General features: G+C 61.6%; 15 protein-coding genes. 12 read left to right on the top strand and 3 right to left on the bottom strand.

Annotated features, from left to right (window positions below):
* Positions 1-79: 79 nt before the first annotated feature.
* The 6 genes from cysD to HDF16_RS10025 all read left to right on the top strand — a co-directional run bounded on the left by cysD (position 80) and on the right by HDF16_RS10025 (position 7,606).
* On the top strand, positions 80-1,063 hold the full coding sequence (cysD, locus tag HDF16_RS10050; protein ID WP_184216022.1) for a sulfate adenylyltransferase subunit CysD: 984 nt from the start codon (positions 80-82) through the stop codon (positions 1,061-1,063).
* Positions 1,063-2,766 (top strand): sulfate adenylyltransferase subunit 1, encoded by a 1,704-nt coding sequence (locus HDF16_RS10045; RefSeq protein WP_184216020.1) that lies wholly within the window; start codon positions 1,063-1,065, stop codon positions 2,764-2,766. Before cysD ends, HDF16_RS10045 begins: the two co-directional genes overlap by 1 nt.
* 139 nt (positions 2,767-2,905) lie before the next feature.
* On the top strand, positions 2,906-3,619 hold the full coding sequence (locus tag HDF16_RS10040; RefSeq protein WP_184216018.1) for a phosphoadenylyl-sulfate reductase: 714 nt from the start codon (positions 2,906-2,908) through the stop codon (positions 3,617-3,619).
* 87 nt (positions 3,620-3,706) lie between these two features.
* Positions 3,707-4,459, top strand: a complete 753-nt coding sequence (locus HDF16_RS10035; RefSeq protein ID WP_184216016.1) for a sulfite exporter TauE/SafE family protein — start codon at positions 3,707-3,709, stop codon at positions 4,457-4,459.
* A gap of 157 nt (positions 4,460-4,616) precedes the next feature.
* On the top strand, positions 4,617-5,660 hold the full coding sequence (locus tag HDF16_RS10030; RefSeq protein WP_184216014.1) for a VWA domain-containing protein: 1,044 nt from the start codon (positions 4,617-4,619) through the stop codon (positions 5,658-5,660).
* A gap of 353 nt (positions 5,661-6,013) precedes the next feature.
* The gene (locus tag HDF16_RS10025) at positions 6,014-7,606 is read left to right on the top strand and encodes a flavin monoamine oxidase family protein (protein ID WP_184216012.1); all 1,593 of its coding nucleotides are present in this window, start codon (positions 6,014-6,016) and stop codon (positions 7,604-7,606) included.
* Positions 7,607-7,654: 48 nt separating this feature from the next.
* Here the strand turns inward: HDF16_RS10025 and msrB are convergent, their stop codons facing one another.
* The gene (gene msrB / locus HDF16_RS10020) at positions 7,655-8,254 is read right to left on the bottom strand and encodes a peptide-methionine (R)-S-oxide reductase MsrB (protein WP_184216009.1); all 600 of its coding nucleotides are present in this window, start codon (positions 8,252-8,254) and stop codon (positions 7,655-7,657) included.
* 261 nt (positions 8,255-8,515) lie between these two features.
* Between msrB and HDF16_RS10015 the strand changes: the two genes are divergently transcribed.
* Complete coding sequence (locus HDF16_RS10015) at positions 8,516-8,944, top strand: DUF3291 domain-containing protein (RefSeq protein ID WP_184216007.1); 429 nt, start codon at positions 8,516-8,518, stop codon at positions 8,942-8,944.
* A gap of 134 nt (positions 8,945-9,078) precedes the next feature.
* The gene (locus tag HDF16_RS10010) at positions 9,079-9,495 is read left to right on the top strand and encodes a DUF1801 domain-containing protein (protein WP_184216005.1); all 417 of its coding nucleotides are present in this window, start codon (positions 9,079-9,081) and stop codon (positions 9,493-9,495) included.
* A 597-nt stretch (positions 9,496-10,092) separates the two neighbouring features.
* On the opposite strand, the gene HDF16_RS10005 is transcribed toward HDF16_RS10010, so the two are convergent.
* Positions 10,093-11,709, bottom strand: coding sequence for a DHA2 family efflux MFS transporter permease subunit (locus HDF16_RS10005; RefSeq protein ID WP_246408932.1), 1,617 nt, complete (start codon positions 11,707-11,709; stop codon positions 10,093-10,095).
* Positions 11,710-11,868: 159 nt separating this feature from the next.
* On the opposite strand from HDF16_RS10005, the gene HDF16_RS10000 reads away from it, so the two are divergent.
* Together HDF16_RS10000 and HDF16_RS09995 are read left to right on the top strand one after the other, a co-directional pair.
* Positions 11,869-13,116: a putative DNA modification/repair radical SAM protein gene (locus tag HDF16_RS10000; RefSeq protein WP_184216305.1), complete on the top strand. Its 1,248-nt coding sequence runs from the start codon at positions 11,869-11,871 to the stop codon at positions 13,114-13,116.
* Positions 13,117-13,417: 301 nt separating this feature from the next.
* Complete coding sequence (locus HDF16_RS09995) at positions 13,418-15,001, top strand: UdgX family uracil-DNA binding protein (protein ID WP_184216003.1); 1,584 nt, start codon at positions 13,418-13,420, stop codon at positions 14,999-15,001.
* Positions 15,002-15,314: 313 nt separating this feature from the next.
* Here HDF16_RS09995 and HDF16_RS31230 read toward each other — a convergent pair whose 3' ends face one another.
* Positions 15,315-19,244 (bottom strand): Ig-like domain repeat protein, encoded by a 3,930-nt coding sequence (locus tag HDF16_RS31230; RefSeq protein ID WP_184216001.1) that lies wholly within the window; start codon positions 19,242-19,244, stop codon positions 15,315-15,317.
* Between the two features lie 392 nt (positions 19,245-19,636).
* Here HDF16_RS31230 and HDF16_RS09985 point away from each other — a divergent pair, with 392 nt between their 5' ends.
* A complete protein-coding gene (locus HDF16_RS09985) occupies positions 19,637-20,056 on the top strand; it encodes a BlaI/MecI/CopY family transcriptional regulator (RefSeq protein ID WP_184215999.1) in 420 nt (139 codons plus the stop codon).
* Positions 20,053-21,984, top strand: a complete 1,932-nt coding sequence (locus tag HDF16_RS09980) for a M56 family metallopeptidase (RefSeq protein WP_184215997.1) — start codon at positions 20,053-20,055, stop codon at positions 21,982-21,984. Before HDF16_RS09985 ends, HDF16_RS09980 begins: the two co-directional genes overlap by 4 nt.
* Positions 21,985-22,025 lie beyond the last annotated feature (41 nt).

The following is a 22,025-nucleotide window of genomic DNA, read 5'->3' as shown; positions in this document are numbered from 1 at the left end:
CTCGATGTACCGCACCCACGCACAGACAGCGTGGGTTTTTTCGTTTTGTCCCTCTAAAAAATCTGGATCGGGTGTGAGTATGTCGGTTTCAACGGTTGAAGACCAGGCGGCAGTGAACACGGTAGATGCGTCGCTCGGTCAACAGAACACTTCTTCAGCAACGTCTGCTCGGTTGAGTCATCTGCAGTTGCTCGAGGCGGAGAGTATTCAGATCTTTCGCGAGGTGGCGGCGGAGTTTCAGAAGCCGGTGATGCTGTACTCGATCGGCAAGGACTCTTCTGTGATGCTGCGGCTGGCGCAGAAGGCGTTCTATCCGGGGCCAATTCCCTTCCCTCTGCTGCATGTCGATACGGGGTACAAGTTTCACGAGATGATCGAGTTTCGCGACAACCTGACGCGGGAGCTCGGGCTGGACCTGAAGGTGTGGCGGAACGAACAGGCGCTGCTGGATGGGGCAAACCCGGTGGCTTTGGGGACGCAGCGGTGCTGCGGGCTGCTGAAGACGACGGCGCTGCTGGATGGGCTAAGGGCGCATGGGTACGATGCGGCGTTTGGCGGAGCTCGTAGGGATGAGGAGAAGTCGCGGGCGAAGGAGCGGATCTTTTCGTTCCGCGACAAGGCGGGGCAGTGGGACCCGAAGAATCAGCGGCCCGAGGTTTGGAATCTGTATAACGCGCGGATCTCGCCGGGCGAGAGCATACGGGTGTTTCCGCTTTCGAACTGGACGGAGCTGGATGTGTGGCACTACATCTACACGGAGAACATACCGATTGTGCCGCTTTACTTCGCGAAGGAGCGCCGGATGATCGTGCGTGGGGATTCGCTGATTCCGGTGGAGCAGTCGTTCGTAAAGAGCTTGCCGGGTGAGGAGCAGTGGGTGCGGTCAAGGTTGCGGTCGCTGGGATGCTCGCCCTGCACGGGAGCGATACGGTCGGATGCGGATACGATTCCGAAGATCATTGCGGAGCTGGTGGGGTTTCGTAGCTCGGAGCGGGCGAACCGGGTGATCGATCACGATACGGATGGGTCGATGGAGATCAAGAAGCGGGAAGGGTATTTCTAATGGCGATTCTTGAGATCAACGACGAAGAACAAGAGACGGTAAACACTCAGAATGACGGCGAAGGGGACGCGTTGGCGGTGGATGCAGAATTTGCAATCGACGAGTTCCTTCATGCCGAGCAGGCGAAGGACCTGCTGCGCTTCAGCACGGCGGGCAGCGTGGACGATGGCAAGTCGACGCTGATTGGAAGGCTGCTGTATGACTCGCGGAATGTGTATGAGGACCAGGTCCGTGCAGTGACCGGGGTCGCGACTTCGAGCACTGGATCGACGAATAGCGGCATCGATTTTGCGCTGCTGACGGATGGGTTGCGGGCGGAGCGGGAGCAGGGGATCACGATCGATGTGGCGTATCGGTACTTCTCGACGCAGCGACGGAAGTTCATCATCGCGGACACGCCGGGGCATGAGCAGTACACGCGAAACATGGCCACGGGAGCTTCGACGGCGGACCTTGCGATCATTCTGATCGATGCGCGGAAGGGGATTCTTACGCAGTCGAAGCGGCACGCGTTTATCTCGTCACTGCTGGGGATTCGGCATATTGTGGCGGCGGTGAACAAGATGGACCTCGTGGGGTATTCGGAGGAGGTTTATCGCGGGATTGAAAGCGATCTGAGGGAGTTGGTGGGGCGGTCGTTTGCTGCGGCGAACGGAGATGTTGGTGGCGGACCCACCCATGGCCAAGTGCTTGCCATGGATGGGGCACCCGGCTTCGGTGGCGAGTTGACGGTGATTCCGGTGAGTGCGCTTGAGGGCGATAACGTTGTTGACCGCAGCGTGAATATGCCCTGGTACGACGGGCCTACTCTGCTGGAGCATCTGGAGAATGTGCCGGTTGGAGTTACAGATTCAACCGTCGCGTTTCGGCTGCCGGTGCAGCGGGTGATTCGGCCGGACCAGAACTATCGCGGGTTTGCGGGGCAGATCGCGGCGGGCGTAATTCGTAAGGGCGATGAGATTGTGGCGCTGCCTTCGGGGCTGCGCAGCCGGGTGGCTTCGATCACTACGTTCGATGGCGATCTAGATGAGGCGCGGGCGCCCATGTCCATCGCACTAACGCTGGAAGACGAGCGTGATATCAGCCGTGGCGATGTGATCGTTGCGCCTGAGGGGCAGCCGCATCATGCGACGGCGATTGAGGCGGCGGTGGTGTGGTTCGATGGGACTCGGCTGGAGACGCATAAGCCTTACCTGTTGAAGCATGGACCGCAGACGGTGAGCGCGCGGGTGACACAGGTGCTGTATCGGAACAACATCGAGACGCTGGAGCATGAGGCGGTTCCCTCGCTGGGCATGAACGATGTGGGTGCGGTTGAAGTGCATGTGGTGCGGCCGCTGTTCTTCGATGCGTATGCGGAGAACCGGGCTACGGGAAACTTTATCCTGATCGACCCGGCTACGAACGCTACGGTGGCGGCGGGGATGATCCGGCGCGGGATCTCGGGCGAGGCATGGAAGACGAAGCATAAGCCGGCGCTGGTGTTTGTTCCGGAAGAGCGTGCGGATGCTGTGGAACTCGCGCTGCTTGGGGATGATGTGCCGGTGGTACGGACGAAGGTGAAGACTCCTCGGGTGTTGCAGGCTTTGTTGGCTGCTGGGGTTGTGGTGCTGATTGAAGGGTTGGCGGTGGTGGAGGAAGAACATGCGATCGATGCGATGGAGTTGACGGAAGAGGCGTTGCTGGAGCGGTTGCGGAGTTAGCGGTGGTCTCCCACTCATGACCGAAGGCGAGTCATGGGTGGGGCACCCAGGATGGTGGCAGTGAGGCGGAGCTTGCGGCTCAGCGGTATCGGGGCCCTCACTTCGCGAAGGATGACAAGGTTCAAGAGGAAGTAGCGAGATGAGTGAAGTGGTGGAAGAGCTGGCGGTGACGCCGACGGTTGTGAGTACGGAAGAGAAAATCTTCAACGCGGAGCGGCTGGTGCATGAAGAGCTGGCGAACCTGCCGCAGGATGCCTGCGTGACCAACAGCTTTCAGGCAGAAGACATGATCGTGCTGCACATGGTGCGGCGATTGCTGCCGGATGTGCCGGTGGTGTTTCTGGATACCGGGTATCACTTCGCGGAGGTGTACGAGTATCGCGACCGGATGGCGGCGGAGTGGGGAATGAATCTCATCAATCTGCTGCCGGAGTTGACGGTGGCGGAGCAGGAGTCGCAGTTCGGGATTCTGAATCAGACGGAGCCTAGCAGGTGCTGCGGCATGCGTAAGGTGAAGCCGTTGTTTTCGGCGCTTGAAGGATATGGGCTTTGGTTTACCGGGCTTCGGCGGGAGCAGGCCAAGAGCCGCGCGGCGCTGAAGGAGGTTGAGGACTTTGGACTTCCTTCAGGGAAGACGATTCGCAAGATCAGCCCGCTGACGGAGTGGACGGCTAAAGATGTTTGGCAGTATGCGCGGGTGCATGAGATTCCGCTGCTGAAGCTTTATGACAAGGGGTACTCGAGCATTGGGTGTGAGCCTTGTACGAGCCTGCCGACGGACCCGAACGATCCGCGGTCGGGGAGATGGGGCGGACAGAAGCAGGAGTGCGGGATACACATTCAGGCGGGGTGAGGGTTTACGTTCCCATCCATCGCGATGAGACTGCGATGGATGGGGCACCCAAAGTTGAAAGTTATTTGTAACTGAAAGAGTGGCGTAATGGATTACCTGATCGGGTTTGGAATTGCGGTGGTAATTGCTTTGAGCGGGGTGGGCGCGGGTGTGATTACCGCTCCGATGCTGATCCTGTTTCTGCATGTGCCGGTGGAAGTTGCAGTGAGCACGGCGCTGGCTTACTCGGCGATTGTGAAGCTGATTGTGGTGCCGGTACAGGTGGCTCGGAGGCAGGTGAACTACCGGGTGCTGGGAGTGATGCTGCTGGGTGGGTTGCCGGGAGTGGTGCTGGGGTCGGTGTTCTTTAAGCATGTCGCACAGCATGGGCCGAAGGCGGCGCTGTACTTCGCGCTGGGGTTGATCATCATGTTCACCTCGGGATGGCATCTGTTCCGGCACTTCAAGCCGGCGGCGATCGCTCGACCGATGGAGACGAAGGGTAAGAGCATCGCGGCGATCATGTTCCCGATTGGTGCTGAGGTCGGGTTCTCGTCTTCGGGCGCTGGGGCGCTGGGGACGGTGGCGCTGCTTAGCCTTACATCGCTCACTGCGGCGCAGGTGGTGGGAACGGACCTTGCGTTTGGGTTGGCCATTGCGTTGGTGGGTACGGGAGTGCATTTGTTTGGCGGGCACTATGCGGGGGCGCTGCTGCTGAAGATGGCGATTGGTGGGGTCGTGGGTGGGATCGTGGGAAGCGGAGCTGCACCGAAGATTCCTAATCGGAAGCTGCGGTTTGCGCTTTCGCTTTGGCTGATGGTGATTGGGTTTCAGTTCTGCTGGCAGGCGGCTGTGAAGTAGTTTATTTTTCGTTACCGGTGGGTTGGCCTATGGGTTCCTTGGCGGACCCACCCATGGCCAAGTGCGAGCCATGGATGGGGCACCCGTTCGGTGGCTGATAGAAGTTCGATATGATCGAAACCATTCTCAATAACATTGCAGAGAACTGGGAGAGATCATGTCTGGGTTTGTGGCGCGGGTGTTGGTGGGATCGGTTCTTCTTGCAGGGGTGGCGACTGGATTCGGGCAGGCTGGCATAGCGCCGGCACCGACGCCTCCGGCCCGAATGTATCTCAATGTTGAAGTCACCTCGGCGCATGGCGGGCCAGTGACCGGGCTGCAGCAGCAGGACTTTTCTCTCTTCAACAACAAGGCTCCGCAAACGATTTCGACGTTTACCGAGATTGATGGCAGCGTCGCTCCGACGGAAGTGGTGCTGTTGATCGACGTGATGAACTCGCAGGAGATCACGATGTCGAGAGAGCGGCCGGAGCTGGATAAGTTTCTGCTGTCGCGGGATGGGAAGATGGCGTACCCGACGACGATAGGGGTGCTGACGGAGAAGGGTATTCACATACAGCCCGCTCCATCGACGGATGGAAAGGGATTGAAGGAGGCGCTGGACAGGTATCTGCCGTCGGTGCGTGCGAACCATTTGACTCCGGGGTTTCATGGGGGTGAGGAGCGGGTGGAGTTGTCGCTGCGGGCGCTGAGCGGGGTGGTGGCGCAGATGCGGCAGAGGCCGGGGCGGAAGCTGCTGTTGTGGGTGTCGCCGGGATGGCCGGTGTTCTCGGGGCCGGCGATGTACCTGAGCGACAAGCAGCAGCAGGAGCTTTATCACCAGATTGCGTCGGTGTCGGAGATGCTGCGGCAGGCGCGAGTGACGCTGTATCACATCGATCCGCTGGGGAGCTCGGAAAGCGTGTTTCAGTCGCAGTCGTATCAGCAGTATTTGAAGCCGGCGACGAAGCCGAGCCAGGCTACTCCGGGAGAGCTAGCGTTGCAGGTTCTGGCGACGCAGAGCGGAGGGTTGGTGCTGGGGGCTAGTGGGGACATCGCGGGGTTGATCGAGAAGGCCGTCGACGATACGAAGAGCTTCTATGAGATCTCGTTCGATCCGAAGGCTGCGGAGGGGATGGATGAGTATCACCGGCTGGAGGTGAAGGTGGCGAAGCCGGGGGTAGTGGCGCGGACGCGGTGGGGATATTACGGGCAGCCGTAAAGGGGTTGAAGCAAGCGAAGAAGAGCGCTAGATGGGGATTGGTGTCTCACTCCGGGGCTAAAGCCCGGATCTGGTGGCGGTGATGGTTACCGCGGGCTAAAGCCCGCTGCTACTCCAGTCTGAAGGATGGGTTCCGTGGCGGTACCCACCCATGGCCAAGTGCGAGCCATGGATGGGGCACCCGATTTCGTGGCGATATACTCCCACATCTGGCGATGATGCTGCCAGATATGGGCACCCCAATCGTAGTGATTAGCCTTGCGTGAATGGGTGGTTAACGGGACACTAGGTTTGTTCACACATAAAACTTAGCTGCACGTGGCTGTTTGCACGTACTCAGGGAGCCCATCAACATGAGCCTTACCCGTCGTGTTTTTCTTCAGCGCGTGGCGCAGATTGGCGGATACTCCGCTGCGTTTTCGGCCATGCATGCGCTTGGGCTTACTCCCGCTTCGGGGGCTTCGCCGCTGCCGGAGTTGGCGGCTGACTTTGGCAAGGGTAAGAAGGTGGTGATCCTGGGGGCCGGGATCGCGGGGCTTACCTCGGCGCTGGAGCTGATGAAGGCTGGGTTTGAGTGCACGATTCTGGAGGCGCGGGATCGGCCGGGTGGACGGTCTTGGTCGGTGCGGGATGGGTCAACCGTCGAGTTCATCGATGGTACGAAGCAGGCGTGTTCGTGGAGCGATGGCGGCTATTTGAATGCGGGGCCGGCGCGCATTCCTTCGATCCATACGCATCTGCTGGACTACTGCCAGAAGCTGGGCGTGCCGCTGGAGGTGGAGGTCAACTTCTCGCGGTCGGCGCTGATGCAGTCGCCGAAGATCAATGGCGGCAAGCCGGTGCTGGAGCGGCAGGTGGTGCATGACACGCGCGGATATATTGCGGAGCTGCTGTCGAAGGCAGTGAATAAGCATGCGCTGGATGAGGACCTGACGGCGGCGGAGCAGGCGCAGATGCTGGAGTTTTTGGCGGGGTTTGGCGATCTTGACGACGGGAAGTACACGGGGACGAGTCGCGCGGGCTATGTGAGCAACCGTGGCGCGGGGCCGCACAAGTCGACGCTGAACAAGCCGCTGGCGCTGAAGGAGCTGTTGGCGGCTGACTTCTCGAAGGGCGAGTTTTACGAGGAGCAGATCGACTGGCAGGCGACGATGTTCCAGCCGGTGGGCGGGATGGACCGGATCCCTTATGGTTTTGCCAAGGCGCTGCCGGAGGGGATGATCCAGTACAGCTCGCCGGTGACGGAGATCAAGACCGCTTCGAATGGCGTGACGGTCGCGTATACGCAGGGCGGAGCGACGAAGACTGTCAGCGGAGACTTCTGCATCTGCACCATGCCGATTCCGGTACTGGCGAAGACGAAGAACAACTTTTCAGCGGCGACGCAGGCGGCGTTCTCGGGCATGCCGATGACGGCGCTTTACAAAGTTGCGTGGGAGTCGCCGCGGTTCTGGGAGACGGAGAATCGTATCTATGGGGGCATCTCGTTCTTGAAGGATGCGGTGGATCTGGTGTGGTATCCGAGCGCGAAGATGTTCGCGCCGACGGGCGTACTCGTCGCCGGGTTCAACTCCGAGCGCGAGGATGTAGGCGGGTTGGGGATGGGCGGGACGAATACGTTCAAGCCGACGGCGTTTGGAGCGCTGCCAACGATGGAGGCGAAGTTTGCTGCCTCGCGCCAGGCTGTAGAAACGCTGCATCCGGGCAAGGGGCAGTTGCTGACCAAGCCGATTTATATCCAGTGGAGCAATATTCCTTATTCGATTGGGTGCTTTGCGAATAATCATTTGAAGTCGAGCGATCCGGCTTATGCACAGTTAGAGGCGGCGGAGGGGCGGACTTATTTTGCGGGCGACCATCTTTCGCATTTGGTGGGGTGGCAGGAGGGGGCGGTGTTGTCGGCGCACCATGCGATTGAGAGGATCGCGGCGGGGATGAAGGGGTAAGGCGGCGGCAATCGTCCGTCTACCTCGTCAGACCCCTCCCGCTGCCGGTCAGGCGGACTTAACGAATTCGAGGGATACCGAGTTCATGCAATAGCGCAGGCCCGTGGGTTTGGGGCCGTCGTCGAAGACGTGGCCGAGATGGGCGTCGCACCGCGGGCAGGAGACAGCCGTGCGGAGCATGCCGAAGGAGCCGTCGGTGCTCTCTTTTACGTTCTGCTTGGCGATCGCCTGCCAGAAGCTGGGCCAGCCGGTGCCGGACTCGAACTTAGTCTCGGAGCTGAAGCTCGCGGTGCCGCAGCCGATGCACTGGTAGATGCCCTTTTCATGGTTGTCCCAGTTCTTTCCACTGTAGGCGCGCTCCGTGCCTGCGTGCCGGGTCACGGTGTAGGCGGTGGCGTCGAGCCGTTGCTTCCACTCGTCATCGGACTTGACGATGGTCTGGACGGTCACGACTCCCTTGCGTTCGCCGGAGGGGGAGAACTGGACGATCTGGATGTCCTTTGGGGTTGTGGACCTGGCTTCGACCGGGACGGCTCCGAAGCGGGAGTGAAGGATGACGCCGACCATCGCGGCTGCGCCTGCGCCGATGAAGATCCGCCGGGGGAGTTTGTTTCTGTCTTCCTCTTGATCGTAATTTTTCGCTGACATGATGCCCTCCTGCTACCTGGGTAGACGTATTGACCGCGATGGGAAAGGTTGGCCGGCGCGGGTAAAGGCGAGGACAGGCGGAATGCAGGGAACCAGAATGGTGAGAACGCCGCCTAGGAACGCCAGTACGAACAAAACCATGGAGACTTCCACTCTCCAGCGATGAGACGCTGTGCTTCTAGAGAACGTTACAGGATCAGGCACAGATTGGAGGGCGCGGGTTCCCGCAGGCTGGCGCTATGATGGCTGGCGAGAGTGCCTATGGTTTTTGTCAGCTTGACGCGGTTGCGGGTGCGGTCGGTGTGGTTCATGCCGGAATTCTTTCTGTATGCGATTCGCTCGCAGAGCCAGGTTCGGAAGGCGGCGGGATTTCAGAGTGGGGCGCTGCTGCCGGACCGCGACCGGACTTTCTGGACGATGACGGCGTGGGAGAGCGAGGCGAGCATGCGGGCATACATGATCTCCGGGGCCCACAAGGCGGCCATGCCGAAGCTTCTGCACTGGTGCGATGAGGCTTCGGTGGCGCACTGGACGCAGGGTGAGACGGCGCTGCCTTCGTGGGAGCAGGCGGATGAGCGAATGCGGAAGGATGGGCGGGCATCGAAGGTGCTGCATCCGAGTGCCGCTCATGCGAGTTTGAGTTACAAGGTGCCTCGGACTTCGGGGAGTGCGCCTATCAGGCCGGGTTGACGGATGCTCGGTGATTCGCGGCTTTCGGGTGCAAGTTTGTGGCGGACCCATCCATGGCCAAAGGCGAGCCATCGATGGGGCACCCGATTTGCGACGGGGTAAGAGTCTTGTTAGCGACGGATGGGAGGTCGGTGATGGCGAAGGCTATAGCAACGAGTGAGGACGCTTCGGCGAAGATAACGGAGCGGATTGATGAGTTGGCAGATTGGCGTGGCGAGATGCTGGCGCGGGTGCGGCAGCTGATTCATGATGCCGAGCCGGGGGTTGTGGAGGAGTGGAAGTGGCGTGGCGTGCCGGTGTGGTCACGGGACGGGATCCTTTGTACGGGAGAGACTTACAAGCAGGTGGTGAAGCTTACGTTCGCGCGCGGTGCGGCGGTGGACGATCCGAAGAAGCTGTTCAACTCCAGCCTGGAGGGGAATGTGCGGCGGGCGATCGATATCCGCGAAGGAGAGAAGATCGATGAGGCGGCGTTCAAGAAGCTGGTGCGGGCGGCGGTGGGGGTGAATGCGTCGGTGGTGGCGGCACGGAAGGTGAAGAAGCAGGCCTGAGGGTGTACCGGCTTGGTCAGTCGTGATCGCACATCTCAGCGGCGAGAGTGGGCACCCGTGCGGCCTGTCGGCACGGGGTGCTCCGATGTTCATAGAGAAGGTAACATCCCGGCAGAACGAAATGCTCATGCCAATGCAACGTGCAGGGGATGTGATTGCGGACAGGGCGGGGCTAGCGTGATTTCAAGAGATCTTCTGGTCGCCGAAGATCCTGCTCGTCGCTGGTTTGTCGAGGTGTGGCTATGCTTTATGTTCACGAAGTCGAGTGTCCGAAGTGCGGTCTGCTGACCCATTTTTGGAGAAACGAGTGTCCGCAGTGCCTGTCGCGTTTGAGGGACACGGAGACGGCGGATGCTTCCCGCACGGAGCAACCTTCAAAGTTCCTGGCATCGCTCTACGAGCGAATGGTGGTGGAACGACCGGGGCATTTTTCGCGATAAGTTCTGTTGCGCGGGACGTGGGTCGCGGGGCTGGCAGAAGGCGTACCTCATCGGCTAAAGCCGCGTTGCGATGCGGCACGTATGGCACGGTTGAAGCTGTGCCCTTAAGCACAACCGGGCATGCATCGCTTCCGCGGCATTCAACTTTGATCTTGCCTTAGTGGGCTGCGCCTTCGGGGGCTCCCTGGCCGGGGCGGTTTTTGCTGAGCATGAAGGCGCAGAGAACCATGATGCAGGACATCCAACAGAGCATGCGGTAGACGTCGACGTAACCCATGGCTGCGGCCTGCTGGTTTAGCTGTTGATAGATGCTGGCGTGGGCCGCGTTGAGGCCGCCGCCGCCCGCTGCGCCAGGGCCGGCGCCACCGAAGAAGTTCGCCATGGCCTGCGATTGTTGCTGGTATTGCTGGTTGGCGGTCTGCATGTGTTCGGCGAGACGGGCCTGGTGGAAGAGGCCGCGGTTGGTGACGAGAGCGCCGGTGACGGCGATGAAGATGCTGCCGCCGACGTTGCGGGCGAAGTTGATGATGCCGGAGACCTGGTTGGAGGCTTCCTTGGGCAGGCCGACGTAGGCTGCGTTGGTGATCGAGATGAAGCAGAAGGGGATTGGGACCATCTGCAGGACGCGGAGGAAGCTGGCCTCGCCGAAGCTCATGTCGAGGGTGACGTGGGTGGAGACGTAGTAGTAGGCGGCGGCGAAGAAGGCGAAGCCGACGGCGGCGAGGTTGCGGGCGGCGAATTTGCCGGTGGCGATTCCGGCCATGGGCATAACGATGACGAGGGCGATGCCGCCGGCGGTGAGGGCCATGCCGGCATTGGTGGCGGTGTAGCCGAGCAGCTGCTGGAGGAACTGGGGCTGGAGGACGGTGGCGGCGTTGAGGACTCCGCCGACCAGCATCATGAGCAGGGTGCAGATGGCGAAGTTTTTGAACTTGAAGAGCTTGAGGTTCATCAGCGGGTTCTTGTGACGCCACTCCCACCAGATGAGGCCGGTGATGCCGATGACGAACATGAGGCCGAAGGAGCGGATGAAGTTAGAGGCGAACCAGTCGTTCTCTTCACCCTTGTCGAGCATGATCTGGAGGCCACCCATGGCGAGGGTGAGGAGGCCAAGGCCGATGTAGTCGAGGTTGAGGAGGTTCTTGCGGTCGGCCTTGATCCAGGGCGGGTCTTGCACTAAGCGCTGGGTGAGAACCAGCGCCAAGATGCCTACCGGGATGTTGATGTAGAAGATCCAGCGCCAGGAGTAGTTGTCGGTGATCCAGCCGCCGATGGTGGGGCCGATGGAGGGAGCGAGGACGGCGACGAGGCCGTAGAGAGCGAATGCCTGGCCGCGCTTCTTTTCTTCGAAGGAGTCGGCCATGATGGCCTGGGCCATGGGCTGCAGACCGCCTCCACCGATGCCCTGGAAGACGCGGCAGAGGAGAAGGATGGGGAGCGAGGGGGCGATGCCGCAGAGGAAGCTCGAGATGGTGAAGATCACGATGCAGAGCATGAAGAAGTTGCGGCGGCCGATGACGGAGGAGGCCCATCCGCCGACGGGGAGGATGATGGCGTTCGAGACGAGATAGCTAGTGAGGACCCAGGTTCCCTGGTCGGTGCTGGCGCCGAGGTTGCCGGCGATGTGGGGCAGCGCGACGTTGGCGATGGAGGTATCGAGGACCTCCATGAACGCGGCGAGAGCGACGGTGGCCGCGATGAGCCAAGGGTTGGCCTGGGGCTTCCAGTCACCGTGGTTCTGCTGGTCGGGCTTCGATTCTGATTCTTCTGGCAAGTAACTTCCTCAGCGCATGCGTGCGTTCCATGAAACTTCAGGATAAAAACTTTGATGCAAGATTCCGGCAGAGTGGAAAGCCTGTTCGAGAGACGGTGAGCCGTTTCACCTTCGTCTTTTATTCGCTAAAATGAGAGCGGAGCGCGTGGGCCTGTGGCAATGAATGTACAGCAGAAGCTCGAGATTCTGGCCGATGCTGCGAAGTATGACGCTTCCTGCGCGTCTTCCGGCTCGAAGCGGGCGGGGAACGGAAAGGGTGTGGGCCATACGGATGGCATGGGGATCTGCCACTCTTATACGCCGGACGGGCGCTGCGTCTCTCTACTGAAGATACTGCTTACCAACTATTGCACGTATGACTGCGTGTTCTGCGTGAACCGAGTTTCGTCGGATATTCGGCGGGCGCGGTTTTCGGTGGACGAGGTTGTGGGGCTCACGCTGGATTTTTATAAGCGCAATTACATTGAGGGACTGTTTCTTTCGTCGGGGATCGTGCAGTCGGCTGATTACACGATGGAGCAGATGATCGAGGTGGCGCGGAAGTTGAGGGAGGTGCACAGCTTTGGCGGTTATATCCATCTGAAGACGATTGCGGGGTGCAGCGAAGCGTTGATTGCGCGAGCGGGGGTGTTTGCGGATCGGCTGTCGGCCAATATTGAACTGCCGACTCAGAGGGACCTGGTGCAGCTTGCGCCGGAGAAGAAGACGTCGGTGATCGAGGCGACGATGGGGCAGATCCACGCGAAGACGGTGGAGTCTGAGGAAGAGCGTAAGGCTTCGCGGCTGGCGGCGAGTAAGAAGCCGGCGAAGTTTGCGGCGGCGGGGCAGTCTACGCAGATGGTGGTGGGAGCGACTGCGGCGAGTGACCGCGCGATCCTTTCGACGGCGACGCATCTTTATGGGCAGTACAAGCTACGGCGGGTGTATTACACGGGATTCTCGCCGTTTCCGGAGGCTGATGTGCGGCTGCCGCTGAAGGCTACGCCGCTGGTGCGCGAGCATCGGCTGTATCAGTCGGACTGGCTGATGCGGTTCTATGGGTTCGAAGCGAGCGAACTTACGTCGGAGGCGAATCCATCGCTGTCGCTGACGGAGGATCCGAAGATGAGCTGGGCGAAGGCGCATCCTGAGTTCTTTCCGGTGGACGTGAATGCCGCCCCGAAGGAGGCGCTGCTGCGGGTGCCGGGGATTGGGTACAAGAACGTGGAGCGGATTCTCTCGATTCGTAGGTATCACCGGTTGGTGCTGGAGGATTTGAAGAAGCTGCATGTAAGGGTGAAGCAGGGACTGCCTTATCTGGTGACGTCGGATTACTTGCCTTCCACGCATATTTTGAAGGCGGCTGAGCCGGTGGCGGCGCAGATGGATTTGTTTGCTCCGGTGAGTGCGCTTACGGGGTCGTTGTAGGGTAGGTTTTCGAACGTAGTAAGGCTTATGGGGAGAAAGGTTCGTAGGGTTGTGGTGCTATGAGGTTCGTCGGGGTCCTTCGACTGCGGCGCGCGCGATGAAGCTGCCCGCGCCTTCGCTCAGGATGACGCGGTTTTGGGATGGTGAGCAGAGCGGTTCGTGCTTCGGACGAATGCCCACCTTAGCGACGATAAAGCTGTCGCGAAGATGGGGCACCCGGCGATGGCGGCGCAGATGCGGAATTGTTAGCTCGGGGTGATGAGTTGCTCTCTCGTGAGTTGCATCGTAACTGGGGAGTGTGATGAAGCGTGTTCTGATTCAACCTGATTTCGAGGCTTGGCGTGAGGCGGCGCGAGATGCGCTGCGTGAGGGTTATGCGCCTGAGGAGATCGATCTTCAGGATGCCGCGGTCGCCAGTACGCTGGCGCTTTCGTTTGAGCTAGAGGCGGGGCCTACGGGGGTGGCGACTACTCAGCCCTATGTGTCGAAGAGCTTTCTTGACGATGCTGCGATGGTGGCGGTTCATCGCAATGCTGGGCGGTGGAATTTGCTGTATCGGGTGCTGTACCGGATGCAGGGCAATCGGAATCTGCTGAAGATCGAGACGGACTCGGATGTGGCGGAGATGAACCGGTTGGCCTCGCAGGTGAGGCGCGATCTGCACAAGATGCATGCGTTCGTGCGGTTTCGGAAGGTGATGCGACCGGGTGAGGTGATGCTGACGGAGCATCGGCCAGAGGTGCTGGTGCCAGCCAGTGGAGCGGCGGATGACGATGGGGAGATGCGTGCTCTGGTGCTGGTTACGCCGACACCGTTCGGCGTGGCGAAGAGCGAAATTGAGCAGTGTGAGCCGGAGGTTCCGGAGGCGCAGCTCGCGGCGGATGATTGTGAGCACTTCGTGGCGTGGTATCAGCCGGACCACCGGATATTGCCTTTGGCGGCTCCATTCTTTGCGGAGCGATTTGCGATTATGCGATGGAGCATTTTGACGCCGGATGCGAGCGTGTCGTGGGACCCGGTGACGAAAGAGCTGCTGTGGTCGGCGGGAGTGCCGAGGGAGTCGGCCCCGGATGAAGACGAGCTGGAGACGCTCTGGCGGAGCTACTACTCGAGCATCTATAACCCGGCGCGATTGAATCCGCGGGCGATGCGGTCGGAGATGCCGGTACGGTACTGGAAGAATCTGCCGGAGATGACGCTGCTGCCGACGCTGGTTACGCAATCGCAGAAGCGAGTGGAGGGGATGGTGGCGAAACAACAGGAGAAGACTTCAGCGGCACCGTTTGTGCCGGCTGAGCATACCGTGACGGCGATTGGAGCGGCGCTGCCGGCGTGCGAGGGGTGCGAGCTCTACAAGCATGCGACGCAGGCGGTTGGTGGTGTTGGGCCGGCTCACGCGAAGATGATGGTGGTGGGCGAACAGCCGGGCGATCAGGAGGATATCAAGGGGCTGCCGTTCGTGGGGCCGGCGGGGCGGCTGCTGGACCAGACGCTGGAGGAGCTTGGAATCGACCGGTCGGAGCTGTATGTGACGAACGCGGTGAAGCACTTCAAGTTTGTGCAGAAGGGCAAGCTGCGGCTGCATGAGAATCCGCGGCTCTCGGAGATTACGGCGTGCAAGCCTTGGCTGCTGGCGGAGATTGATGCGGTGCGGCCGAAGCTGATCGTGTGCCTGGGCGCGTCGGCGGCGAAGTCGCTGCTGGGCGGGACGTTTGGTTTGATGAAGCAGCATGGCGAGGTGCTGAGCACACCGTATGCGGAGCGGGTGATGGCAACGCTACATCCTTCGGCGATTCTGCGGGCGCGAGATGATGCGTCGCGTTCGCAGATGATGGAGATGTTCAAGGCCGACCTGGCGAAGGCGGCCTTGGTGATGGCGGGGTAGGATCCGGTTGGCGGTTTTGGCCGTCCCACTCATCGCGTGAGACAAAGGCGCGATGAATGGGGCACAGAGCGGTGGCTGGAGAAGGAGGAACAAGCAACGGCAAAGACCGATGCGGGGATTCTTCGCTGCGCTGAGAATGGCGGACATGCCAGATTAGGACGGGCTAACGCAGATTCCCTTCGGGAGTGACAAACGGGGAGAACAGACAACAGCAACGGCCAAAGCAGATTCCCTTCGGGAATGACAAACAAAAGAACAGACGAACAAAAGAACAGACGAACCGATTCCATGGCAAACGAGAAAGGATCGGGCGTCACTGAATGTTGAAGACGACGGCGGTGTTGTGGGTGATGCCTTCGGAGGTTGCGGTGACGACCACGGTGTAGGCGCCGGCTGGGGCGTTGGTGGTGGTTGTCGTGGGTGGGGGTGGGGTGATCGGATTACCGCCTGAGGAGCCTCCGCAGGCGACTATCGTCGAGGCGACAGCTAGCAGGAGCAGGCTGAAGAGGATTCCGCTGAGGCGCTTGCGGGTTCGTGGAAGGAAGATGAGGCAAGCGATCGCCAAGGATAGAGCGATCGGGCCGCTGGTGCCTGGATGGGAGGCTGGGTTTGTGGGGGTGAGGAGTGAGCCGGTGGTGGTCGTGATGAAGGCGTTGAGGGTGAGGGTCGCGGTACCGGTGCCGGTGATGGTGGAGGAGCCGGGAGAGATGGAGCAGGTGATTGCGGAGGAGGGTGAGGCGCAGGCGAGGGTGATGGGGACGGCGATGGTATACGGGCTCGAGAGGGCGACGGGAAGGGTGACCGTCTGGCCGGTCTTGACGGAGAGCGCGGAGGCGGCGACGGAGAGGGTGAAGTCCGAGGCGGTGACGGTGAGGGGAACGGCGGCGCTGGTGGAGGGTTGGTCGTTGAAGCTGCCGAGGTAGACGCCGACGACCTGCAGGGCGCCGATGGGGAAGTCGGTGGCGGGGATGGTGCCGGTGCCGGAGAGGATGCCGGTGGTGGAATAGGTCGAAGTGGGGACTACGGCGATGCTTCCGAGGAGAGTGCCGCTGGCGAAGATGTTGACCCTGCCGCTCGGAGAGGAGGTCTGGGGGACGGCGTCGACCACAGTGGCGGTGACGGCGATGCTGCCGGAGCTATCGACTGAGGCGGGCGTCAGGGCGAGCGACGTGGTGGTAGAGCTAGCAGAGGTGGCGGCAAAGGTGAGCGGGGCGGGGTAGGTGTACGAGACGGCGTTCCAGTTGGTGTCTCCCGCGTAGGTGGCGGAGAGGGTGTAGGTTCCGGCGGGGACGGCGGGGAAGGTGATAAAGGCGGTGGCAACGTTCGAGGTCTGGTACTCGCCCGGAGTGAGGGTGGCGGTCTGGCTGGAGGAGCCGAGGTTGACGGTGACGGTGCCGCTGGGCGGGGCGGAGAAGGTAGCGCCACGGAGCAGGACGTGGACGACGAGGCCGGAGCCGGCGGCGTAATCGAGGCCGTTGGTCGTGGAGATTTGTAGGATGGATTCGGGAACCACGCCGAAGGCGGCGGTTCCCTTGACGACGGTGATAGCGAAGGCGGATGAGGTGGAGGCGGTGAAGCTGGGGTCACCGGAGTAGGCGGCGGCGATGGAGTGCGCGCCGAGGGCGAGGTTCTGGGGAGTCCAGGTGGCGGTGCCGTTGGCGTTGAGGGGGATGGTCGCGGTGGCGGAGGTGCTGGAGTCGGTGAAGGTGACGGTTCCCGTAGCGACGCTGGAGGCAGGCAGAGCGAACGTGGGGGTGGAGGAGATGCTGGTGGGGATTGCCTCAAAGAAGAACTGGCTGCCGTAGGGTTCGGAGGGCAGCGCGACGGGGTTGGAGGGGAAGGCTGCGGGGTTGGTGAAGAGGTTGATGGCAGTGGAGCTGGCTTCGGGGGTGACGGTGAGGGTGACGGGAGTGGAGGTGCTGGAGGCGAAGGTGGCATCGCCGCTGTACTCGGCGGTGAGGCTGTAAGTGCCGCCGGGAAGCGTGGTCAGGGCGGTGGTCGCGGTGCCGTTGACCAGTGGGATGGTGCCCGGAGTGTTGCGGATGGCGGCGGTGGACGAGGTGAGGACGGTGTTGCCGGTGGGAGTGGCGGAGCCGGAGGTTGGCGTGACGGTGGTGGTGACCGAGGCGGATGCGCCGTGAACGAAGGTGGTTGGGGAGACCTGGAGGCTGGTGGAGGTCGCAGCGGCGGGAGCGGAGTTCCAACTGGCGAAGAGCTTTCCGGCGTCGATGGAGCCGAGGCCGGTGGCGAGGTCGTATCCGGGGCCTGCGGCGTAGACGCCGAAGGAGTCGATGGCGATCAATGGAGCGGCTGGAATCGGAGTGGCGCAGAGGGGGCCCGAGTTGATGGAGCAGAGAACGTCGTTGGTGCCGACAGTGATGTCGTGAAAGAGGGTGGGATCTTTGCGGGCGAGGGCGTAGAGGGTGAAGTTAGCCTGGCCTTGGCGACCGTATTTCTGGTCGATGAGGGCCATAACGCCAGCCATGGCGGGCGACGAAGCAGAGGTTCCGCCGACGAGGAAGACGTGATAGTTGCCGCTGGAGTTAGGGGTGCAGTCGCCGGGGTCGGCGCAGATGGGCCAGGCGCTGAAGTTGGCGGCGTTGGCGGCGAAGAGGGAGACGTCAGGGAGGTCGCGGGCCTGATCGGCGGGGACACCGGTGGCGGACTGCCAGGCGGGCTTGGGATAGCCGGAGAGGCAGGTGTTGGATGTTGATGTGGAGGAGCTGCTGGTGGCGGTGCAGTTACTGACGCCGCCTCCGCCGGAGGCCGAAGGAATTGTAAAGGCTGAGTAGTTGAAGGGGACGACGTTGAGGCCGAGGGCGTTGTCCCATGGCTGCTCAGGCAGGGGAGCTTTGAGGGAGCCTTTTGAGGTGTCGTTGGAGGCGTTCCAGAGGGTGGAGATGCTGGCGCCGCCGGTGGCGTAGTCGGAGTAGTAGAAGTCGGTGCCACCGACGGCGACGTTCCAGGGCGTGGAGGCGATGCCGTTGACGGAGAGGGTGCTGGTGGGAGTGAACTGGCCGGAGGAGCCGACCGAGGCGAGGGTACAGGTAGTGGGGCCGCTGTCGCCACTGGAGACGAAGACGGTCTGACCCTGGGCGGCGGCCTGCTGCCAGATGCCGTTCCAGAACTGGTTGGCTGTGCCAAGGAGTTGCTCACATGTTCCGTAGCTGACGCTGAGGACGGAGGCCTGATTGTCTTCCACAGCACGGAGGGCGGCGAGCGCGAGCGAGCTAAGCAGCGGCTGACCGCCGGAGATGTAGAGGTTGACGGTAGCTGCGGGAGCCACGGAACCGCTGACCTCGACGTCGAGGAAAGCTTCGATGTCGGGGGAGAGCGGGTCGCCGGGGTCGGTGCCGTCGACGATGACCTGGGTGTGGTCGGCGGGGAGGCTGAAGAGCTTGCGGTAAGCATCGACGAGGGCGAGGTTGATGTTGCTGGTGCCGATGATGCCGATGGTCTGGCCGGCGCCGGTGGTGCCGCCGGCGTAGATGGGAGCGAGGTTGTACTGGGTGGCGAAGTCTTCAGGCGCAAGGGCGTAGAAGGGCTGGTTGTTATGGGTAAGAGTTTGGTCGGGATTTTCGGTAGACGCGATGGGGGTGGCGCGGTGGGTCTCGCGTGACCAGGTGGCGGGACCGACCGGGGCGGCGTAGCTATCGAGGATCAGGTTGTTGATGGGGGCAATGGCGGCTACGCGGGAGAGGATGGCGGCGGGGAGAGAGATTGCCTGGGAGTTGGCGTAGAAGGTTTTGCTGGTGCCCTTGCTCGTGACGGCGAAGTTGTGGATGGGGGTGTGGAGGGCCTCGGCGACCTGGGCGGCAGTGCCGGAGAACTCGACGGTGGTGCCGTTGAGGGCGAGGTGATTGACGGTGAGGCCGTGGGACTCGAGCCAGGAGGTGACGACGGCGGCGTCTTCGGGGAGAGCGCCGAAGCGGTCGCCGAACTCGCTGGGAGTGAGCCACCGGTGGAAGCTGGGGGAGCCGGGGGAGTGGGCGTCGCGGAGGAATTGCTGGAGGGCCCGCTCGCGGGAGGCGGGGCGAGTGAGAGTGAGGATGAGGCGGTCCAGCGGGAGGTCGGAGGCGACGGGACCTTGGTCGTACTTAGCCTGGGCGAGCGGGTGGACGGAGCCGGGGAGGGTGGTGCGGTGAGCTTCGTCAACCGTGACGGAAGACTGGGCGGGGGTTTTGCTGGTGAGTGGGGCAGAGAGGACGAGGAGGCAGAGAAGCCAGGGACGCAGTTGCCGCATGCAAAATTTCTCCGGGAGCGGGATTGGAGGAGGGTACATGAGGAAGGGGCTACGTTGGGTAAATTTCGTTATTGCCAAGGGGTGGAGAGGTCTCGCTGGGCGGTTGGGGCGGACCCACTCATTCGCGATGAGACTGCGAATGAATGGGGCACAGGGTGTGGGGTGGTCAAGGAAGGACAGGCAACGACAAAGGCTAATGCGGGGGTCTCTCCACTGCGCCGCGCGGTGAAGCTGCACGGCTCCGGTCGAGATGACGTATTTCTTGGGTGCCACTTTGCCCTCGCCGAGAGGACGAATCGTTAGAGAAACTTTCCTACTATCTACTAAAAACTTAGTTGACAAAATGAAGGGGCGGGCGTCTTATCTACGAAAGGATTAGGAGGTCGTTGTCGATGACGTTGAATAAGGGCAAGGGGAACCAGACTTTGACTCCGCTGGAGCTGGAGATCATGCAGGTGTTGTGGGAGCTGGGGCCGTGTACGGTGTCGGATGTGCAGCCGAAGCTGAAGGGTGATCTGGCGTATACCACGGTGCAGACGATGTTGAATGTGCTGCTAAAGAAGACGAAGGTGAAGCGCGTACAGGAGGGGCGGGCGTATCGGTATCGGGCGGTGGTGAGCCGGGAGCGGGCGTTTGGCGGGGCGTTGAATGACCTGGTGAAGCGGATGTTCGGAGGCTCGAGCGAGGCGCTGCTGATGGCGATGGTGGATACGAGGCAGATCTCTGCAGAGGAGCTGGAGCGGGTGGCGAAGCGGCTGGCAGAGATGGAGCGGGATGGGGCCAAGGACAGTGATCTGAAGGAGGCGCGATGACGGAGCAGGCGGTGGTCGAGTATGTGGCGAACTGTGCGTGGCAGGTGCCGCTGCTGGCGGGCGGGGCTTGGGCGATGGTGAAGCTGGCAAGGCCGGCTCTGCGGACGGAGTACTGGCTTTGGGTGGCGGTGCTGGCGATGGCGGTGGTGCTGCCGATGCGTGGGGTTGAACGGCGAGGCGGGAATGAAAGACGAACCGCAATCGTAGAGGTGCAACGTGGCGCGGGTTCAACGTATGCCTTGATGTGGGCGGATGGAAGCTTTCTGCGAGGAGAGGAAAGGCCCGTAACGTTGCGGGAGCGCATCGCAACACTGCGATCTGAGCTGGGGTCTGGAGCGTGGTCGGGGTGGAGAGGATTTCGGCTGCAGATGAGCGCTCGTGGGACGCACTGGTTTGTGGGCGTCTACGTGCTGGCGATGTTGTTTGCGGGGCTGCGATTGTTTGGGGCGTGGAGACGGGCTCGGCTGCTGGTGAGGGATGGGCAGGAGATGTCGCTGGGCGACGAGGCGATGCGGAGCTTGCAAGAGGTGGCCTACCGGATGGGGGTGGAGGTTCCGGAGATTCGTGAGTCGCACCGGATCGCTGGACCGATGGTGGTGGGGGCTTTGCGGCCGGTGCTGCTGTTGCCTGAAGGAGCGGGGGAGTACGGCGAAGATGAGTTACGGGCGGCGATCGCTCACGAGCTGGCGCATGTGAAGCGGAGGGACTACCTGGTGAACTTGCTGTGCGAGGCGGTGATGCTTCCGGTGAGCTGGCATCCGGTGGCAAACGCGGTGGAGCAGAGGATTCAGCAGACGCGGGAGATGGTTTGCGATGAGATGGCGGCGGAAGAGATGGAGTCGGGCGAAGGGTATGCGCGGTGCCTGGTTTCGGTGACGCGGCGAATCATGGAGCGGCCGGTGGCTTTTGAGCGGACGCAGGCGGTTGGGTTTTTCGACAGGAACACGCTGGAGGAGAGAGTGATGCGGCTGACGGCAGGTGGGGAGATGATGACAGGACGTTCGAAGGCAATGCGAGTGGTCTGCGGTGGATTGGCGTTGGCTACGGTGGTGGGAGTCGCGGCTACGTTCCATGTAAAGCCGGCGTTTGGTGCTGAGGCAGTGGGGCAGAGTTCGGCTGCTGTGACCGCTGCTGCTAGCAATAAGGCGGCTGCGGGTGTGGTTCAGGTGCAGCCGGTGAAGCCTTCGGCGTTGGTGGTTGAAGGGGACACGGTTGCGGCGACTGAGGTGCAAGGGCATCCTTCTGCCCCGGTGGCGATTGCGCGGGGTAAACATGCGACCGTGACAGCAGAGCCGGGCGAGTATGTCCATCGGTGGAAGACCCACGATGGCGAGGCGTTCGCGATGGTGAATCACGAGGCGACCGAGCCGAGTGAAGAAGAGCAGCAGGCGGTGGAGGAGAAGCTTGACGACATCCATGCGGGGGCAGATCCGGCAGTGATTCGGCTGGACTGGCCGGAGGTGAAGCTGGATTGGCCGGAGGTGAAGCTGGACCTGAAGAAGCTACAGATCGATAAGGTGCAGATCGAGAAGGCGCAGCGGCTGATGAACGATCCGGCGATGAAGAAGCAGTTTGCGGAGTTGCAGCGGAAGGGCATGCTCGACGCGCAGAAGCAGATTGCGGAGTTAAGGATCAATCCGCCAGATATCAACCTGTCGAACCTGAACCTGGAGCTGCAGATGCAGTCGGCGAAGGATGCGTTGGACAGGCTGCAGGTGGAGGGGCTGGCCGATTCGCAGATCAAGTTGATCGATGAGGCAAAGATCAATGCGGAGATCGCCGAGGGAATGAAGGGTAACGCTGCGGCCATGGCGAAGCTGCGGAAAGAGATGGATTCGGGCGAGTTGAAGGCGAAGCTGGAGGCGGCGCAGAAGTTGCTGGACGAGGTGCAGAGGAAGATGGAGGCGATGCAGAAGGAGAAGAAGTAAGTTCGGTCCCACCCATGGCCAAGTGCTTGCCATGGGTGGGG

The organism is Granulicella aggregans (assembly GCF_014203275.1).
Classification (GTDB): domain Bacteria; phylum Acidobacteriota; class Terriglobia; order Terriglobales; family Acidobacteriaceae; genus Edaphobacter.
Note: the sequence above shows the minus strand (reverse complement) of the source record. Positions and strands in the feature narration are given on the sequence as shown.

Bases quoted from the DNA above. Each gene is read 5' to 3' on its own strand.
- cysD (WP_184216022.1), top strand. From the start codon at position 80: ATGTCGGTTTCAACGGTTGAAGACCAGGCGGCAGTGAACACGGTAGAT.
- HDF16_RS10045 (WP_184216020.1), top strand. From the start codon at position 1,063: ATGGCGATTCTTGAGATCAACGACGAAGAACAAGAGACGGTAAACACT.
- HDF16_RS10040 (WP_184216018.1), top strand. From the start codon at position 2,906: ATGAGTGAAGTGGTGGAAGAGCTGGCGGTGACGCCGACGGTTGTGAGT.
- HDF16_RS10035 (WP_184216016.1), top strand. From the start codon at position 3,707: ATGGATTACCTGATCGGGTTTGGAATTGCGGTGGTAATTGCTTTGAGC.
- HDF16_RS10030 (WP_184216014.1), top strand. From the start codon at position 4,617: ATGTCTGGGTTTGTGGCGCGGGTGTTGGTGGGATCGGTTCTTCTTGCA.
- HDF16_RS10025 (WP_184216012.1), top strand. From the start codon at position 6,014: ATGAGCCTTACCCGTCGTGTTTTTCTTCAGCGCGTGGCGCAGATTGGC.
- msrB (WP_184216009.1), bottom strand. From the start codon at position 8,254: ATGTCAGCGAAAAATTACGATCAAGAGGAAGACAGAAACAAACTCCCC.
- HDF16_RS10015 (WP_184216007.1), top strand. From the start codon at position 8,516: ATGGTTTTTGTCAGCTTGACGCGGTTGCGGGTGCGGTCGGTGTGGTTC.
- HDF16_RS10010 (WP_184216005.1), top strand. From the start codon at position 9,079: ATGGCGAAGGCTATAGCAACGAGTGAGGACGCTTCGGCGAAGATAACG.
- HDF16_RS10000 (WP_184216305.1), top strand. From the start codon at position 11,869: ATGAATGTACAGCAGAAGCTCGAGATTCTGGCCGATGCTGCGAAGTAT.
- HDF16_RS09995 (WP_184216003.1), top strand. From the start codon at position 13,418: ATGAAGCGTGTTCTGATTCAACCTGATTTCGAGGCTTGGCGTGAGGCG.
- HDF16_RS31230 (WP_184216001.1), bottom strand. From the start codon at position 19,244: ATGCGGCAACTGCGTCCCTGGCTTCTCTGCCTCCTCGTCCTCTCTGCC.
- HDF16_RS09985 (WP_184215999.1), top strand. From the start codon at position 19,637: ATGACGTTGAATAAGGGCAAGGGGAACCAGACTTTGACTCCGCTGGAG.
- HDF16_RS09980 (WP_184215997.1), top strand. From the start codon at position 20,053: ATGACGGAGCAGGCGGTGGTCGAGTATGTGGCGAACTGTGCGTGGCAG.